This is a genomic window from Rhizobium sp. AC44/96 (assembly GCF_001692185.1).
GTDB lineage: Bacteria > Pseudomonadota > Alphaproteobacteria > Rhizobiales > Rhizobiaceae > Rhizobium.
This window is the reverse complement of the sequence record NZ_LXKO01000025.1, coordinates 16,077-33,410: the sequence shown is the minus strand read 5'-3', so window position 1 is coordinate 33,410 and position 17,334 is coordinate 16,077. Positions and strand designations below refer to the sequence as shown.

15 protein-coding genes and 1 pseudogene are annotated in these 17,334 nt (G+C 60.2%); 6 read left to right on the top strand and 10 right to left on the bottom strand.

Annotated features, from left to right (window positions below):
- Positions 1 to 24: 24 nt before the first annotated feature.
- Positions 25 to 1,290, top strand: coding sequence for an ABC transporter substrate-binding protein (locus tag A6U87_RS17730; protein ID WP_065692617.1), 1,266 nt, complete (start codon positions 25 to 27; stop codon positions 1,288 to 1,290).
- Positions 1,291 to 1,296: 6 nt separating this feature from the next.
- Here the strand turns inward: A6U87_RS17730 and A6U87_RS17725 are convergent, their stop codons facing one another.
- Entirely contained in the window at positions 1,297 to 2,328 is a 1,032-nt protein-coding gene (locus A6U87_RS17725; RefSeq protein ID WP_065692616.1) for a substrate-binding domain-containing protein, read from the bottom strand.
- Between the two features lie 485 nt (positions 2,329 to 2,813).
- Here A6U87_RS17725 and A6U87_RS17720 point away from each other — a divergent pair, with 485 nt between their 5' ends.
- From A6U87_RS17720 to flgK, 3 genes and pseudogenes are all read left to right on the top strand, one after another.
- On the top strand, positions 2,814 to 3,149 hold the full coding sequence (locus A6U87_RS17720; protein ID WP_065692615.1) for a hypothetical protein: 336 nt from the start codon (positions 2,814 to 2,816) through the stop codon (positions 3,147 to 3,149).
- Between the two features lie 477 nt (positions 3,150 to 3,626).
- The gene (locus A6U87_RS17715) at positions 3,627 to 4,922 is read left to right on the top strand and encodes a flagellar hook protein FlgE (RefSeq protein WP_065692614.1); all 1,296 of its coding nucleotides are present in this window, start codon (positions 3,627 to 3,629) and stop codon (positions 4,920 to 4,922) included.
- Positions 4,923 to 4,934: 12 nt separating this feature from the next.
- Positions 4,935 to 5,738: pseudogene (gene flgK, locus A6U87_RS29355) on the top strand (flagellar hook-associated protein FlgK); the annotation flags it as partial.
- 89 nt (positions 5,739 to 5,827) lie between these two features.
- Here the strand turns inward: flgK and A6U87_RS17700 are convergent.
- From A6U87_RS17700 to A6U87_RS17660, 9 genes are read right to left on the bottom strand one after another with little or no spacing between them, the layout of a single operon-like run.
- A complete protein-coding gene (locus A6U87_RS17700) occupies positions 5,828 to 6,709 on the bottom strand; it encodes an intradiol ring-cleavage dioxygenase (RefSeq protein WP_065692966.1) in 882 nt (293 codons plus the stop codon).
- A gap of 7 nt (positions 6,710 to 6,716) precedes the next feature.
- Positions 6,717 to 8,471: an FAD-dependent monooxygenase gene (locus tag A6U87_RS17695; RefSeq protein WP_065692611.1), complete on the bottom strand. Its 1,755-nt coding sequence runs from the start codon at positions 8,469 to 8,471 to the stop codon at positions 6,717 to 6,719.
- Positions 8,464 to 9,579 (bottom strand): branched-chain amino acid ABC transporter permease, encoded by a 1,116-nt coding sequence (locus tag A6U87_RS17690; RefSeq protein ID WP_065692610.1) that lies wholly within the window; start codon positions 9,577 to 9,579, stop codon positions 8,464 to 8,466. The genes A6U87_RS17695 and A6U87_RS17690 overlap by 8 nt, the downstream gene beginning before the upstream one ends.
- 8 nt (positions 9,580 to 9,587) lie before the next feature.
- Positions 9,588 to 10,451 (bottom strand): branched-chain amino acid ABC transporter permease, encoded by an 864-nt coding sequence (locus A6U87_RS17685; RefSeq protein ID WP_065692609.1) that lies wholly within the window; start codon positions 10,449 to 10,451, stop codon positions 9,588 to 9,590.
- Positions 10,438 to 11,160, bottom strand: coding sequence for an ABC transporter ATP-binding protein (locus A6U87_RS17680; RefSeq protein WP_065692608.1), 723 nt, complete (start codon positions 11,158 to 11,160; stop codon positions 10,438 to 10,440). The genes A6U87_RS17685 and A6U87_RS17680 overlap by 14 nt, the downstream gene beginning before the upstream one ends.
- The gene (locus A6U87_RS17675) at positions 11,160 to 11,879 is read right to left on the bottom strand and encodes an ABC transporter ATP-binding protein (protein ID WP_065692607.1); all 720 of its coding nucleotides are present in this window, start codon (positions 11,877 to 11,879) and stop codon (positions 11,160 to 11,162) included. Before A6U87_RS17675 ends, A6U87_RS17680 begins: the two co-directional genes overlap by 1 nt.
- Positions 11,880 to 11,931: 52 nt before the next feature.
- Entirely contained in the window at positions 11,932 to 13,212 is a 1,281-nt protein-coding gene (locus tag A6U87_RS17670) for an ABC transporter substrate-binding protein (RefSeq protein ID WP_065692606.1), read from the bottom strand.
- A 58-nt stretch (positions 13,213 to 13,270) separates the two neighbouring features.
- On the bottom strand, positions 13,271 to 14,332 hold the full coding sequence (locus A6U87_RS17665; RefSeq protein WP_065692605.1) for a maleylacetate reductase: 1,062 nt from the start codon (positions 14,330 to 14,332) through the stop codon (positions 13,271 to 13,273).
- Positions 14,329 to 15,210, bottom strand: coding sequence for a dioxygenase (locus A6U87_RS17660; protein ID WP_141683989.1), 882 nt, complete (start codon positions 15,208 to 15,210; stop codon positions 14,329 to 14,331). Before A6U87_RS17660 ends, A6U87_RS17665 begins: the two co-directional genes overlap by 4 nt.
- Before the next feature lie 90 nt (positions 15,211 to 15,300).
- Here A6U87_RS17660 and A6U87_RS17655 point away from each other — a divergent pair, with 90 nt between their 5' ends.
- Positions 15,301 to 16,251, top strand: a complete 951-nt coding sequence (locus tag A6U87_RS17655) for a LysR family transcriptional regulator (protein WP_065692603.1) — start codon at positions 15,301 to 15,303, stop codon at positions 16,249 to 16,251.
- Between the two features lie 386 nt (positions 16,252 to 16,637).
- A complete protein-coding gene (locus A6U87_RS17650) occupies positions 16,638 to 17,333 on the top strand; it encodes a GntR family transcriptional regulator (RefSeq protein ID WP_065692602.1) in 696 nt (231 codons plus the stop codon).
- Position 17,334 lies beyond the last annotated feature (1 nt).

The following is a 17,334-nucleotide window of genomic DNA, read 5'->3' as shown; positions in this document are numbered from 1 at the left end:
CGGTCGAACCCAGGAGAACCAGCGATGAAGCATTTCACCAAGTTCCTCGCAGCGGCTACGCTGTCGATGGCTGCGGCCCTGCCGGCCTATGCCGAAACCACGCTGACCGTGCACTATCCCATGCCAGGTTTCTTCAAGGACGTGATGGACACGGTCTCGAAGAAGTTCATGGAAGAAAACCCGGACATCAAGATCCAGTTCGCCGCCCCGTCCGCGACCTATGAGGATGGCATCCAGCTCATCCTGCGCCAAGCCGGCACCTCGGAAATGCCCGACCTCACCTTCATCGGCCTGAACCGCCTTCGCATGCTCGACGCGCGCAACGTCGCTGTCGACCTGACGCCGATTGTCCAGAAAGAGGGCAACATGGCCGAGCAGGGTTTCTCCGACACCATTCTCAAGCTTGCCCAGGTCAACGGCAAGCAGGTCGGACTAGCTTTCGCGACCTCGAATCCGATCATGTATTACAACGCAGATCTGGTGAAGGCTGCCGGTGGCGACCCTGATAACCCGCCGAAGACCTGGGACGACGTCATCGCGCTCGGTGGCAAGATCAAGGCTCTCGGCAATGGCGTCGACGGCATCGACTTCCGCTGGCAGGGCGACGACTGGATGTTCTCGGCGCTGCTCTTCGGCGCCGGCGGATCGATGCTGAGCGCGGACGAACAGAAGGTCGCCTTCAACGGTCCCGAAGGCCAGAAGGCCGTCGACCTGATCGCCCGCATGGTCAAGGAAGGCGGAATGCCGGTGTTCACCAAGCCGGCAGGCGAGCAAGCTTTTGCTGCCGGCAAGGTTGGTTTCGAGTTTCAGACGACTGGAGCGCTCGTCAACACGATCAAGAACGTCGGTAAGAAGTTCGATCTACGCACCGCGAAGATTCCGCTGATCGATCCTGAAAAGGGCCACCTGCCGACCGGCGGCAACGCCGTCGTGATCCTGACCCACGATACGGCCAAGCAGGAAGCCGCCTGGAAGTTTGCGAAGTTCGCCGCCGGTCCTTACGGCGCTTCGGTTGTCGTCCCCGGCACCGGCTACGTCCCGAACAACGAACTCGCCGCCAAGTCGGCTGAGTATCTCGGCGACTTCTACAAGAAGAACCCGCTCTTCCAGGCCGGCCTAAGCCAGATGCCCCTGATGGTTCCGTGGTATGCCTTCCCGGGATCGAACGGCGTCAAGGTTACCCAGACCATCGTCGACAACCTGTCGCGCATCGTCGACGGCTCTGCCGAACCGAAGGAAGCGCTTGACGATGCAGCCGGTGATGTCGAAGGCATGCTGCCGCGCAGCTAAGACGCATCACGCATGATACTGGGAACCGCCGCGCCTGACGGTTGCGGCGGTTTCGCCTTGTTCAAAGGTGCGCACGGTGCCTCCTTCGCGCAGGGCGTAGGGGAGCTCGAGATGCCGGCGCGGCGCATTGTTTTCGGCGATATCGAGCAGCAGCGAGGCGGCCGTCGTCCCCATGATGGCATCCGGCATCTCGATGGTCGTCAGCGGCGGATCGATGAGCTTGCCGATCGCGATACCGTCGAATCCAGCGACAGACACATCACCGGGAACGGAAAGCCCTTCGCGCCGTACCGCGCCGATGACGCTAAGCGCGATCAGATCGTTCGAGCCGATGATGGCCGTGGGGCGATGAGCCTGCAGGGCGCGACCGAGATCCAGTTGGTCGTAGCCGCTCACGAAGGACGTCTCGATCGCATCGAGCGGCACCACGCCCGCGTCCTCCATCGCCTTCCGATATCCGTGGTATCGCAACAGCGCCCGGTCCGAGGCAGCGAAATTGCCGGAGACATAGAGGATCCTGCTATGTCCCTTCGACAGCAGGAATTCGGTCAGCCGGTGCCCTGCCCTGTAGTTGTTGACCGTCACCGCCGCGGGAAAGCGCTCGCTTGGCGAACTGCCGAGAAGCACGGTCGGCGGCAAGTCGCGTTCGGCCGCAAGACTGGTGCCACCGTCGCAGACCGTGAGGATGAGACCGGTCGGACGCTCGCCCAGCAAACTGGCGACAGCATGCGCTTCCTGGTCCGGATCATAGTTCGACTGGGCAATCAAAACGCTATGGCCGGCGGCCAACATGCGATTCTGTATGCCTGAGAGAGAAGAGGCAAAGACTGGATTGGTGACGCTTGGCACTAGGACACCGATGACGGGGCGTCGGGTATTGCGACTGAATGGAGCACCGAACCCGTAGCCGATCTCTGCTGCGGCCCGCCGCACCCGAAGCGCGGTCGCCTGGCTGACGGGTCCGCTCAGGTTCAGGACCCGGCTTGCGGTCGCTGACGAGCACCCCGCCCGCAACGCAACCTGTTTCAGAGTCGCCATCAATCGTCGCCCTCTTCTCGGAAGATAAGTTGGGGCGGATCAATACACACGGCTTGTCATGAAACGATGACGGAAACGCAGTGGATACAAAGCTCTCTACGACGACCCAGGAGGGCATCGCATCCACCAGAGCGCGCTCAAGATGAGTGCACGCGTCGCTTGCCCATCATTACAAATCCTTTCAGCTTAGCAATCATTTGAAACACTGCTGCCACACCGAGGTCAAGCTTCGTGGTCAAATGCTTGCACATCGCAACGCAACAGGTCGGCAAGACAGATGCCAGTCTGACAGTTGCGTAAGGCAGGTTTTGCCGGACTTATGTTGATGATTTTTGATTGGCCCGTCCAAGAGTCGGGTCGTGAGTATCGCCATTCCAACCCCTCAAGGAAAATGGCGATGGGCCGGATAGGCTCTCGATCGCTCGGCCTGAAAACGTCGAGCGATCGATCTCTTTGCTACGAGCGATATTAGAGCGGAAAGACAGATGTCAGAGACAATCCAGAAGCTGTGCGAGCTTCGCACACAGATCAGTTGCTGCGACGCAGCCACCGCGACGCAGCTCCCAAAAACAACACACAGCCTGATCGTGGAGGTCCTCGATGCCGCGCCCGCATGTGCTTATGTTGTCGATTGCCTTCCTGCTATCAGCGTCTCGATGAACACGCTTTTGCGGGCGTTGGGTACTTTCGGACGTCAGCCCCGATCTCAAGGCGCGATCGCGGACGCGCGCAGCGACCTCCTACGAATGATTGACATCTTCTTTGATGAGGTCAGTCTCCAGCTTGCGCCTCAGAGCAACGTCGTCTTTTTTCGCGCGTAGGCCCGTCGATTAGCGATCCAAGTAGCCGGCACGAATGGTGTTGTCAGTCGTTCGACAGCTGCCGGGTAGAATATTGACTTCGCGAACTCCCCTGATCCGGCAACAAGTTTATCGGCATCTCGCGACCGCTCGACCGCTTACGCCTAAATAAGCGACGCGCGGACACACTGTGCTCGGCTACGGGATGCCTCTTGATGACACCGCCCCTCATCACCCTTCCAAACAAAAAATTGCAGGTCATTTATCGGGTTGCGGAAGTCAGTTTTATATTTACGGTACTTCATAGTACTTTAATGATTCACCGCTGACTGGCCTGAGTTGAAGCAAGCCTCAGCGCGCGCGTGCGGATTATCCGCATGACTGAAGCCAATCCCAACTTCCCGCCAGACAACACGGTCGACACATGTCTTCGGTGCGGTCGTTGCCGTGGCTCGAGTTGGCGGCGGCATGTCTCTCAAACCAAGACAGGGAAGCGCCATGAGCATCTTCGGCAGTATGAAAACAGCGGTATCTGGAATGGCGGCGCAGGCAAATCGCTTGAGCACGGTCGCCGATAACATCGCCAACTCCAATACGACGGGTTACAAGTCGGTCTCCACTGCGTTTTCCTCCCTCGTATTGCCGTCCACGACTGGCAACTACAGCTCAGGCGGCGTGCAGACGACGGTGCGCCAGGCCGTCGCCGAACAGGGTGATATCTCCTATACGACATCGGCCTATAATCTCGCGATCTCAGGGGACGGCTTCTTCATCGTCACTGGCGCAGACGGTACGCCGGTCTTGACGCGCGCAGGCGATTTCTCCGTCGATTCCAGCGGCAATCTTGTCAACAGTGCTGGCTACACGTTGATGGGCTACTCCTATGACTCGGGCGCTCCCGCCGTCGTCGTGAACGGCTTTGATGGCCTTGTTCCGATTAATGTCAGCCAGTCGGGCCTTAGCGCGGTGGCTTCCACGTCCGCCTATTTCAGCGGCAATCTGGATGCGAGCGCGGAAGTTGTTTCAGACACCAGCACATTGCCGAGCGCGAACGACGCAACGACACTCACCGACGACACCAAGAAGATGTCGCTGGTGGCCTATGACACCCTCGGCAACACGGTGCAGTACGACTATTACTTCACCAAGACCGGCGAGATCACAGACGCGAACGGCGCCGTAACGGGCTCGACCTGGGAAGTGGCTGTTTATCGCAACGCCGATGCCACGACAGGCGGCACGACCTCTTTCCCCTATTCGTCCAGCGCCGTCAGCGTAGCAACGCTGAACTTCGATGCGAATGGGCAACTCACCTCGGCCACCGATACCGACATCGTCGATCCGGTAACGGCCGGGACGATCACGATGGATTACTCGGACTTTACGCAGCTCGCATCTGATTTCGCGGCCACCGGGTCGGCCGACGGCCAGGCCGCAAGCACGGTCAGTTCCGTCAGCATCGGGACCGACGGCGTCGTGTCGGTTTCCTATTCGAACGGAACGACAAAATCGCTCTATCAGATCCCGCTGGCGACCGTTGCAAGTCCCGACAATCTCACCTTGCTGAGCGGAAACGTGTACAGCGCAAACGGCGCGTCGGGCGTCACGGTCACGGGCTTTCCCCAGTCAAACGGGCTTGGCTCCATCCAGTCGGGCGCATTGGAAAGCTCCAACGTCGATCTGGCCGGCGAACTGACTGAGATGATCGAGGCTCAGCGTTCGTACACCGCCAACTCAAAGGTCTTCCAAACCGGCTCGGACATCATGGACGTTCTCGTCAACCTGAAGCGATAAGGACAGCCGCCGATGTCATTGTCCGCCGCGCTCAATACGACAAAAAGCATATTCAGCACGACGACCTACCAAAGCAGTGTTCTCGCCAACAATATCGCAAACTCAAGCAACACCGACTATGTCCGCAGGGAAGCATCGGTCACGACCTCACTTGATGGAGCAGGTCGTTGCCGTCTCTCGCGCCCAGGAAGATACCCTGCTGACGCAATATCTGCAGGCGAATGCGAGCGATAGCGGACAGGAGACCTTGCTCGGCGGATTGGAGCAACTAAAATCGACCTTGGGGGCAACGATTACGAAACGTCCCCAAGCACATATCTCGCCGCTTTTCAGGAGGCACTACAGACCTTTGCAGCATCACCGAGCAGCTCTGTCGCCGGCCAGCACCGCGGCGCAGGATCTGGCAACTCGCTCAACGATGCCAGTGACAGCGTTCAATCTCTTCGCGAGGACGCCGATGCGGAAATTGCGACCCAGGTCGACACGCTGAACAGCCTTCTGGCACAGTTCCAAACGGCAAATGATGCCGTCAAGGTCGCGACCGCAACCGGCGAGGATACGTCGAGTGCGCTTGACCAGCGTGACGCCTTGCTCAGGCAGATATCGTCGATCATCGGGGTTACCACGATGACCCGCGATAACAACGACATGGCGCTGTACACGAGTGACGGGACCACGCTGTTTGAGACGACCGCCCGCAACGTCACCTTCGAAGCGACGTCCACCTTTGTGGCCGGAACGGAAGGAAACGCTGTGTATGTGGACGGCGTCGCTTTGAAAGCTGGAGAGGGATCGGCGACTTCAGCGAGCAAATCGTGGCAGGTCGCCATTTCCCATGGGTGAAGAGCAACGATACATGCGATTGCCTCTCGACCCCGCGCAACCGGCACGCCGACACAAGCCACCTAGGTGCCACGCGCGAGCACGAAGTTATGCTCCACCTCCCAAAACCTGTCCGAGAAGCCGAGCTCCTTGGCGCGTTGGGCGTCGTGCGTCAGGCGAAACTTGGCGAGCAGGCTTTCCTTAACTCCGAATACCGCGTCGGAATGAATATAGGGATCGTCGGGATCGAAAATATGCGTCGTCAGCGTCTCGAACCCATTCGCCATGATGATGTAGTGAAGGTGCGCAGGGCGATAGGGATGTCGACCGAGCTGACCGAGCAATTGCCCGACGGGGCCATCATCTGGTATCGGGTAGAACTTCGGCTTCACCGCGCGGAACCAATACTGTCCGTCAGCGCCTGTGCGGAAGATTCCACGCAAGTTGAAGTCCGGCTGAATGCCTTTTTGCTGGACGTCGTAGAAGCCTTCGTCGTTGGCCTGCCAGACATCGATGACAGCGTCCGCGATCGGGGCACCCTCCGTGTCGAGGATACGTCCGCTGATCACCAGATCCTCGCCTTTCTGGTCGAGGCAGATATTGGCACCCATCGGCAGCTCCGGTGCGTCGGCGACGTGGAATGGCCCGAGTACGGTGCTCTCCGAAGCTCCAGAGGGCTTTCGATTGTTGATTGCATCCACGAGCATCGACACGCCCAGCACGTCCGACAGCAGAATAAACTCCTGCCGCCAGTCGGTGCAGGTGTGCCCCGTACGCGTGAGAAACATGATCGCCTGCATCCACTCGTCCTGGGTCGGCTCCAGTTCCTTGACGGCTTCGTGCAGCTTTCGGGTCACGACCTCCATCACCTGTTTCAGCCGCTCGTCCTTTGCGTTGACGTTTCGGCTCGTGACGACTTCGACCGAGCTAGCCTCAGTGAAGTATCCTTTTTCTTCGCTACTCATCTTCATCTCACCGATCCAGGACAGCTTTGATGACGCGGCGCAATTCGCCTTCGGCGTTGGCCACCACCGCCTCGGCACGCCATGCGATGTGGTGATCGGGACGCACAAGCAATGCGCCGGAATCACGGATTTCATGGGCCCGCGCCCAGTCGCCGCTCAAGTCCTGCCAGACCTGTCGCGGTCCGATCTTGTGTACGTTGATCTGGATTCCCAACTCCTTGGAAATAGCCTTCGCAGCGGCGACCCACGCGTCGCCGCCGATACCCGTCAGGATCGTGAAGACCCCATGGCCAGTCAGATCAAGACTGGAGACCTTTTCGCCGTCCTGACCAAACAGCCAGACATGCGGCAAGCGTGCGCCCGGCCATGACGTCGGCTGGAAATGAAGCTCGGCATCCCTCTCAAATTTCGGTTCCGGCTGTCCGTCCTTGGCGACCGCCTCCGAATTGTAGCGGTGGTTCATCTCGACACCGTGCGCGTCGAACTCATAGACCTTGCTGGCAATCGCGTTGCGAATAGCCTCTCGCTGACGCTCGGCGTCGGTCGTGTCGTTGCATCGAGCGTCCATGTTCTGCTGCATTTTCACCGGATCGACCGAATCCAGCAGACCCAGCGACTTGAAGATCGGTCCGAATTCCTCGATCGACTTGTTGGCACGGGTTACGATCTGTTTGGCGATCGGTGCGCGCTCGGCCTGGTAGCTGTCGAGCAGACCCTCGCCTGCTTGTCCCTTGAGCACCATGGCCAGCTTCCAGGCGAGATTGAATGCGTCCTGAATGGAGGTGTTCGATCCGAGGCCGTTGGATGGTGGATGCCGATGAATGGCGTCACCCATGCAGAAGACGCGACCCTTTGAAAGCGTGGTCGCATACATGTTGTTGACGGTCCAGGTCGACACGGACTTGATCTTCGGTTTCAGATCCGGAACGCCAACGAGCTCCCTGACGACCTTGGTCGCGAATGCATCGTCAACCTGCGGGGCCGGTTGATTGATGTCGTAGCCCCAGACGATCAACCACTCGTTCCATGGCCGGACCATGCGCACGAGACCCATGCCGATGCCGCCGACATCGGCGCCCGGTTGCAGCACCCAGTAGAGAACCGACGGCCGGTGGGCCACATATCTCGACAGATCGGCTTCAAAAAGGATGTTCATCGATCCGGCAACACCCATCTTGCCTTCGAAGGCCAGCCCCGCGTGCTCGGCGACCTTGGAGTTTCCTCCGTCTGCTCCGACCAGAAACCTAGACCGTATCGTCAATTCCTTGCCCGTCAGACGATCAAGGCACGTGGTCGTCACCCCTTCGGCGTCCTGAACGTGGCTGACATACTCGGTCGACATGCGCGATTGAGCACCGCGCGAACATGCGGTCTTGAAGAGCAGCGGTTCCATGAAAGTCTGCGGCAGGTCGTTCATCCGGCTGGGAGACGACAGGAGGTGCTCGGCCCTCGACAGCGGGTGATTGCCCCAGCTTTGCATCCGGCCGATTTCTTCGCCTGCGACTGCCGTGCAGAACACGTTCTGCCCCATCAGATCCTGCTCGACGGCGAACATATAGGCCTCGTCCTCCACATCGCGGCCCAGATCGCGAAGAACCTCCATGGTTCGCTGGTTGGTGATGTGGGCACGTGGCGTATTCGCGAGCCAGCGGTAGCGGTTGACGACAAGCGGTTCAAGGCCGTAGCTGGCAAGAAGCGCCGCCGTCGCAGACCCTGCGGGCCCCGTTCCGATAATCAAGACGTCGGTGGTAATGTCAGCCATTCGGCCCTCCCTTTTCAGAATATGAAGCAGATCCGCCCCTCAGGCGTCGGCGGACCGGAAAGAGTTCCCATCCTGTGCGGTGGGAGATCAGACCCCAGAGCCCCTGGGGCGCGAAGAGCATCGTGACGATCGCCAGCGCCCCGAGCGCCAGCAGATACCAGGATCCGTAGCTCGAAAAGGCGTTCTGCAGCAGGAAGAAGACCAACACACCGAGGATAGGACCTTCGATCGTGCCAATGCCACCGATCACCACGATGAAGACCACATAGGCCGTCCAATCCGTCAGCGAGAACGCCGCATCGGGGGAGATGCGCCCCTTCTGCAAGTAGATGAGCGCGCCGACCACGCCGGTCACGAAGGCGGTCAGCAAATAGATCGCTGTTTTCAACCGACGGGCATCGACGCCCAGGGCTCGGGCCGCCGTCTCGTTGTCGCGCACGGCCGCAAGCCCGAGGCCGTGCTTGCTGCGCAGGAATTTATAGACAAGCGCGATCGTCGCCACTGCCACTGCCAGCGCCAGCCAGTAGGCCAACGCATCAGCAGCAGCCGACGGGCGCATGCCAAACCAATCTGCAAGCCCGGAAATTCCGACCATCTCACGCGTGGCATCGCGCGGCAGCGAGGTGCCGGTACCGCCACCCAAGGCTTTCCATTGCGCAAGCACAAGCCGGCCGACCTCCGCGATGACCCAGGTGCCGATCGCAAAATATGGACCGTAGAGTCGAAAAACGAAGAAGGCCGTCGGGATGGCGATCAACGCGGAAAACAGACCGGCGACGGGGATGGCTAGCAGCGGATCCCAGCCTGCCAGGATCACGGCGGCAAACAGGGCGTATGCACCGCAGCCTACGAAGAGCTGCTGTCCAACCGAAATCAGCCCGGCATAACCGGCAAGAAGATTCCAGCTCTGCGCCAATGTCAGCATGGTGAGGATGAAGAACAGATCCTGCACGACCCCGCGAGAGACGGCAAACGGCGCTGCCGCCATTGCGACGACTGCCACGAGCGAGACGATCGAGAAGATGCCGGACAAGGTGGTCCGCGTCTCGATCTTCCACTCGCTTTGCATGTCAATGTCCTTGGTCATGGTCTCGAAACCGGTCGTCATGATGCACCTCAATCCACGGCCCTGGGGAAGAGACCTCGTGGCCGAAACAGAAGCACGAGGAGAAACGCGATATGCCCCGACAGAATCTGCCATTCCGGATTGATCGAGGCGCCGACTGTTTGCGCCACGCCCAGGATCACTCCGCCGGCAAGCGTTCCCCAGAGCGAGCCAAGCCCACCGATGATGACCGCCTCGAAGGCATAGATAAGCCGGGCGGGACCCGAGGTTGGATCGAAATTCGCCCGTGTTCCGAGGTATAGCGCCGCCACCGTGACGATCACCATCGCGATCCCCGTCGCGATCGCGAAGATCGAATTCGGGCGTATTCCCATAAGCCGCGCCGTGACGAGGTCGTCCGATGTCGCTCTGAAGGCCCGCCCGAGCGCGGTCCGATAGATAAGCTGGTTGAGCGCCACGATGACAACGATGGCTGACGCGAAGGTGATCAGCGGCATCAGCCCCGCCGTTACCCCTGCCAACTGGACCGATGCCGTTTCCAGGGTGCCGGCGGAGACGCGCTTGCTGTCAGCGGTGAATGTTTCGAGCAGCCCGTTCTGGATCACGATCGACAAGCCGAAGGTGACCAGAAGTGGTGGCAGAATGTCCTTGCCAAGCGTTCTGTTGAGAAGATGATATTGCAGCAGCCAGCCTAGCGCGAACATGAGTGGCGCGGCGAGCATCGCCGCGAGAAACGGATTCAAGCCCAGCGTCGACACGATGAGAAGGATCAGGAAGGCCGCGAGAACGATGAGATCGCCATGCGCGAGATTAACAAGACGCATGATACCGAAGACGAGGCTGAGGCCGGCCGCGAACAAGGCGTAAAGCCCGCCGAGCAGGACGCCTTGCAGAAGTGTATCAAGCCAGTTCATGGGTACCCGCTCCGAAATAGGCCGCGTGAATATCGGCGCGATCGAGCTCTGCCGGACGGCCGCTCAACGTGATCCTGCCCTCCATCATGCAATAGACACGATCCGCGACCTTCAGCGCCTGGCCGATGTCCTGTTCGACGATCACGATCGCAGCACCCGCCGCGCGGATCTTCGAGAAGGCGCTGTAGATGTCCTTGATCACGACTGGAGCCAGCCCGAGGCTCAACTCGTCGCAAAGAAGCACTTCCGGATTGGACATCAGCGCCCGTCCGATCGCCACCATCTGCTGCTGCCCGCCCGAAAGCGCCGTCGCTGCGTTTCGCCGACGTTCCTTGAGTACGGGAAACAGGGCATAGACGCTCTCGAGCGACCAGGGGCCCTGTGTCTTGCGTCCGTAGGCGCCGATCTGGAGGTTCTCTTCCACGCTCAGCGAAGGAAATAGCTTCCGTCCTTCGGGGACGAGCGCGATGCCTCGCCGCACCACGTCCGCGGCGTCTTCCGCCCCGATCGGCTCGCCACGATGGAGGATCATGTCGGGGCGGTTGGCAAGAATTCCGGCGATCGATCGCATGAGCGTCGACTTCCCGGCTCCATTAGCGCCGATGACGGCGATCGTCTCTCCGGCGTCAAGCGCCATGTCGACACCGAAGATAGCCTGGAAATCGCCGTAGAACGCGGTGAGCGCGCGTGTTTCAAGAAGGCTCGGCATCAGACCTCCATCCCCAGATAGATCTCGCGAACTTCTTGCGACGACATGATGGTCTGCGGTGTGCCGACTCCAATGACCCGTCCGAAATTCAAGACGAGTATCCGCTCGACCACCGCCGTCAGCGCATGAAGGACATGCTCGATCCAGATGATCGCCACGCCTCGGCCATGCACTCTCTTGATGGTTGCCACCAGTTGCTGACACTCTCCTTCGGTTAGGCCGCCGGCGATCTCGTCAAGCAGCAGAAGTTTTGGCTGGGTCGCAAGTGCGCGAGCGAGTTCGAGACGCTTGCGTTCGAGGAGTGTCAGCGACGATGCCTGCACATTGGCCTTGGCGATGAGGCCCGTTTCCACGAGGATATCGGCGCAAATGCCCGCCACGTCGTTTTCGCTCGCCTGCGAACCGAACGCACCGGCGACCAGAAGATTCTCATAGACGGTGAGCCGTTCGAACGGCTGCGGAATCTGGAAGGTTCGCCCCATACCCGCCAGACAGCGTTGCATTGGGGAAATAGAGGTCACGTCCTTGCCATCGAAGCTGACGGAACCGCTCGCGACCGAAAGATTGCCGTTGATCAGGTTGAACAGCGTCGATTTTCCGGCGCCGTTCGGCCCGATCACGCCGAGCGCCTCGCCCTGCTCTACCGAAAGGCTGATCGCATCGGCCACGACGAGCGCGCCGAAAGACTTCGAGACATTGTCGAGCTGCAATATGGGCATGGATCGTCTCCGCACCGGAGCCGCCCGGCAATGTTGCCGGGCGGTTGCCGGTTCAAGCCAGCGCTTCGAGTTTTCCGCCGAGCGGCACGTTCGGCGCCAGCCCGTTTTCCACGACGACAAGATCGTAGCCGCCGCCTGACTTGAGGCGCCATTGACCACCGACCAGCGGCGTCTTGGCCACGTTCTTCTGGGCGAAAGGCGGTAGCTTTTCGTTGCCCCAGGCAATTGGGCCGACGAGCGTGTCGAGCTTGGTCTCGCCAATCGCCTTGGCAACCGCATCGCCGTCACCCGCGTCGCCGGCGCGCGTCATGACGTCGACAGCAAGTTCGAACAGCGCATGGGCAAAGCCGATTGGCTGCGTCCAGGGGCGACCGGTACTCTTCGTAAAGGCATCGGCAACGGCCGCGGTGGTCTCTCCGGTAAGGGAGGACTTGAAGGGATGGCTCGGGGTCCACCAGACTTCAGTGGAGAGGTTGTGCCCGGCGTCGCCAAGCGCCTCGACCGTCTGCGGAAATAGAAGTGCCTTGCCGATCGATGCGATCTTCGGCTTCAGGCCCTGCTGCTTTGCCTGGTTCCAGAAGGTCGTGAGGTCCGGGGGGATCATCACGCCGGTCAGAATGTCTACGTTGGCCTGTTTGAAGGCGTTGATCTGGGCCGAGAAATCGTCGGTCAGGTTCTGGTACCGGCCCGTGTCGGTCAGCGAATAACCCAGCTTCTCAAGGACCGGCGGGAAGCCGACGACCTTGTCACCCCAAGCGTTGCCATCGCCATCGTTGGGGAACAGCCCACCGACCTTCTTGTTCGTGTCGATCTGCCCCCACATTCCGGTGAAGACCGCGATGATGTCCTCGAGGCCCCAGAAGAAATGGTAGACGTAGTCGAACGGCTTCCACGAAGCCGGATCGCCGGGATTGCCCTGCTGCCCGATGAACCATGGCTGCCAGGGAGCCACGGTCGAGATACATGGCATCTGCTCGCCTTCGCAGGTCGTCGAGACCGGATTGGTCGTCTCAGGCGTCGACGAGACGAGCATTAGATTGATCTCGTCGGTGACAATCAGTTCCTTGGCAACTTCCGCGGCGCGGTTGGGATTGGACTGACTATCCTTGACGACGACCTCGTAATTCAGACCAAGCTTTTTCGTGGTGGCCAGAAAGGCGTCGATGACGAACTTGTCTGCCTCTCCGAACGCTGCCAGTGGTCCCGTCTGCGGGCTCACATAGCCGAGCTTGATCGCCTTATCCTGGGCAATCGCCGGCGCAGCCAGGCCTGATGTGGCGATGACAGCCCCACCGGCTGCGGTCGTCTTCAGAAAATCGCGTCTCGTAAACATGTGTCCTCCCATCATTCTGTCTCCTCCCAAAGAGCGCGCTCAACAGCGCGTCAAAAATTCATTCAGATGGCCGGCGGCCCTCCCAGGCATTTTGCAGAAGCTGCCGGATGGATTGGCGGTTGATCGGCTGCGGGTTCCAGTAAGGGTTCTCCACAGCTATGCCCGCCGCCTTGTCGAGATCCGCTTCGGTCAGACCGAAATCGCGAAGTGACAGCGGCGCGCCAATTGCCTTCGCGAAGTCCCAGAGACCGCCGCCAACCGATCCGCCGAATATTTCCGCGACCGGCGCAAGCTCTTTTGCCGCCGCCTTCGCATTGAAGCCGGCCGTGTGAGGCAGCATCACCGCGTGCGTTTCGGCGTGCGGCGTATCGAAGGAACCGCCGAGCGTGTGACAAATCTTGTGATGGAGCGCCATGCCGACGGTTCCGAGAACGGTGCCGCACAACCATGCACCATAGAAGGCGTCACTGCGCGCCTCCGCGTCGTCGGGTGTCTTCACGATCGTCGGCAAGCTGCGGGCGAAGGCGCGAAGCCCCTCGATTGCCATCAAGGTCGAGATCGGATTGCGATCCTGCGCGTAGAGCCCTTCGACGGCGTGGGCCATGGCGTTCAGACCGCTCGTCACGCTCATTGAAACCGGTAGCCCATAGGTCAGGAGCGGATCGTAGATAACGATTTCCGGGAGGATCTTCGCATCCTTCACCGTCGTTTTTCGCCCGCCCTCGGTTTGACCAAGAATGGGGGTGACCTCGGAACCCGCATATGTCGTCGGCACGACGATCTGGAGAAGGTCGGTCCGATAGGCGATCGCCTTGCCGAGGCCCGTCGTCGATCCGCCGCCGAGCGAGATGACGCAGTCGGCCTGCGTCTCCGCAACGACCTTCATCGCGGCCTCGGTGACATCCACGGGCGTGTGCATGACCGCGCCGGAAAAGACGCCGCAGGCAACGTCGCCGATTTCCCGAGCCAGCGCCTCGGCATCGGCCTTCTGGTGGGGAGTGGAGAGGACAAGCGCTCGCTTGGCGCCCGACTTGGCAATCCATTCCGACAGACGCTTCCTCTCGCCATTTCCGAAGACGATACGGGCAGGACTGCCGGCGTATGAAAACTCGACGGTCATATTGTTTTCCCCGGTTTCGAACGAACCATGGTGAAGGTGATTGCCACCGCCTTTCCTCCTCCGTCACCGAGCTCTACAGGCTCGAAGCGATGGATAAGTTCGGGACGAACGCCGAAGAGAGCGTCTTCTGAAAGGATAGGATCGCTCGCGTCGTAAATGTGCGTGGTAATCGGTTCGAAACCCTCGGCCCGAACCTGGAAATGCAGATTTGCCGGGCGGTGAAGCGGCAGCCCGGCCGCCGATAGCAACCGTCCCACGGGTCCGTCACCCGGCACGCCGTAGCCGGAAGGAACGATCGAGCGATACCGGACTCTGCCGTCGGCATCGGTGCGGAAAACGCCACGCAGATTGTGCTCCGGCTGCAAATCAGGCTGCTGGTTCTCGTAGAAGCCCTGTGCGTTCGCTTGCCAGGTCACAACCTCCGCGTCCTTGATCGGCAAGCCATCGAGGTCCTGAACCCGAACGGACACCGCCAAAGGTTCGCCGATCCCGTCCAATGATATCGACGCACCCGGCTTGCGCTCCGGAGCGTCGCCTCTGAAGAACGGTCCACGGATGGTGTTGGGCGTAGCCCCCTTCGGCCGTCGGGAATTGATCTCCTCGACGAGAGCCGAGGCCCCTGTCAGATCGGAAAGCAGCACCCATTCCTGACGTTTGTCGTCGGAAGCATGGCCGACCTCGGTCAGGAAGGCGATGACCTTGCGCCAGTCTTCCTGCGTTGGGCGGAACTGTTTGATGAGATCGTGAACATGGGTAACGGCTGCGGCGATCAGGCATGCCACGTCAGCATTCTTCTGGCTGGCGAGACGCTCGGCAAATACCTCCGATGAGGTCGCCTCGCTGAATGTGAGTGTCGGAACACCGCCCGCCATCGTCATCCTCCCAAATCGCCTGCCGGTAGAAAGTACCTTATCAACGACGTTGCGAGGCATTGATGATTTTATTGCCAGTCAATATAACGGATTGTTATGAAGATTGACGAACGCCATCTCATTCAACTGGCCGCGGTGGTAAATACCGGCGGTGTGACCGAGGGCGCGGCCTTGCTTGGACTGGCGCAATCCGCGGTCTCGCGAACCCTCTCCATGCTTGAGCGCCGGGTCGGCGAGCCCCTGTTCATCAAGGGCAGGCGCCCGCTTCAGCCGACATCCTTCGGCCTGGCCCTCGCCGAGCACGGTTTCGTCATGCTTGCGGCATCCCGAAAGGCCTCCGACTTGGTGGAGAGCTTTCGGATCGGCAACAGCGGCGTGGTGCGGGTGGGTGGAACGCCCTTTTTCATGGACTCATTGATCGCGGGGCTGTGCGCGGAATTTCAGGTCACACATCCCGATGTGCGCATCGATCAGAGCTATGGGTACTTCCCGGATCTGCGCGCCGGGCTGAAAGCCGACCAGATCGATATCGCAATCTGCCCCATCGACATCCTGGACGAAGGGTCGGGCCTGGAATTCCAGCAGATTCTTCCCGGCCGGAACGTCATCGCGTGCGGTGTGACACACCCTCTCCTTCTGAAGAGGAAACCGCAGCCAAGCCAGCTTCTGAATTATCCTTGGGTTGCGCCGCCGCCGGGAAGCCCGCTGCTGGCGGACCTTCGCGCCTTGCTGCTGTCGTTCGGTGGCACGGAGATAAAGGTGCGCTACTCGGGGGGATCCCTTATGGGGGTCATCAACTACCTGAAGGTTTCCGACGCGCTTACCGTCATGCCGCATAGCGTCGTCTTTGCGCAGCGCAAGGAGAGGTCGATCACCGCTCTTCCGATCAACATCCCCCACCCCGAACGAGCCCTCGCCATCCTGAAGCGCGTCGACGCGCCGCGCGCGCCGGCTGTCGAACAATTCGCCAATCACATCCGCTCCGGTTTCCAGACGCTTCGCCATCTCATCAAGCGCCACGAGGAAGCGGTTATCTGGGGCGGCTAATCGGGCCTTCAGTCTGAGCAAGCCGCACAGTGCGCCATCTCCCGGGTGGCCGCTCGCGGACCACGATTTTCGCCTTTGGCTCGTCAACAATCACCTGACCGAACTGACTGCGACGACAGACGCGCCAGCATGCTACCTGCTGCCCGACAGAGAAGACCGACCTCCGGCAGTGGCGTCTGGCGTGCAGCAACCTAGCGTATTCGGCCACCGCTACTAACCCCTAAGAACCCTCGACAACCCCATGTATCGACACGGCTTTTGTCCGCGCTCGCACCCAGTTGTATTTTGCATTTACATCTATTGTGTACGCAAAGTACACAATCCGTTGACTCTCGTTTTCTAAGGTGTATGGTTTGCATGTCGAGGAACGAGGAGTTGGCCCCAAAATGGCGAAAGCGATCAAAAGCAATCTCTACGAGGACCTGAAGCGTCAGATCCTGACGATGGAACTTGATCCCGACACCGATCTTGATGAGGGCAGCCTCAGCGAGCGTTACGGGCTCTCGCGGACGCCGGTCCGCGACATCTTTCGTCGCCTTGCAGGCGAGGGATACATCGACATCCGCGAAAACCGTGGAGCGCGGGTCATCCCGATGAACCATGTTACGCTCCGAAACTTCTTCCTGGTCGCACCGATGATCTACGCAGCGATCGGGCGGCTGGCGGTGCAGAATTTCAAGTCGACGCAACTGGCGGATCTCCAGCAGACCCAGGAGCGGTTCCGCACGGCGAGCGTGAACATGGATCCGCTTGCCATGGTTCTCGAAAACAATCGCTTCCATGAGATTTTCGGCGAGATGTCGGCCAATGCCTACCTGCAGCCAAGCCTGGGCCGATTGCTGATCGATCACGCCCGTATCGGCCACACCTTCTTCCGCCCTCGCAACGACGACATGAAGCGTCGCCTGCAGGTCGCGGTCGAGCACCACGACGCCTTCATCGAGGCACTGAGCGCGCATGACGAGGATGCGGTTGTCGATCTCGTCTTCGAACACTGGGAACTGTCGCGCGAAAACATGGAGATGTTCATCGCGCCACAGGGCCTCAAGGCGGACGCCCTGGTCGGCACTCCGGCCACTTAAT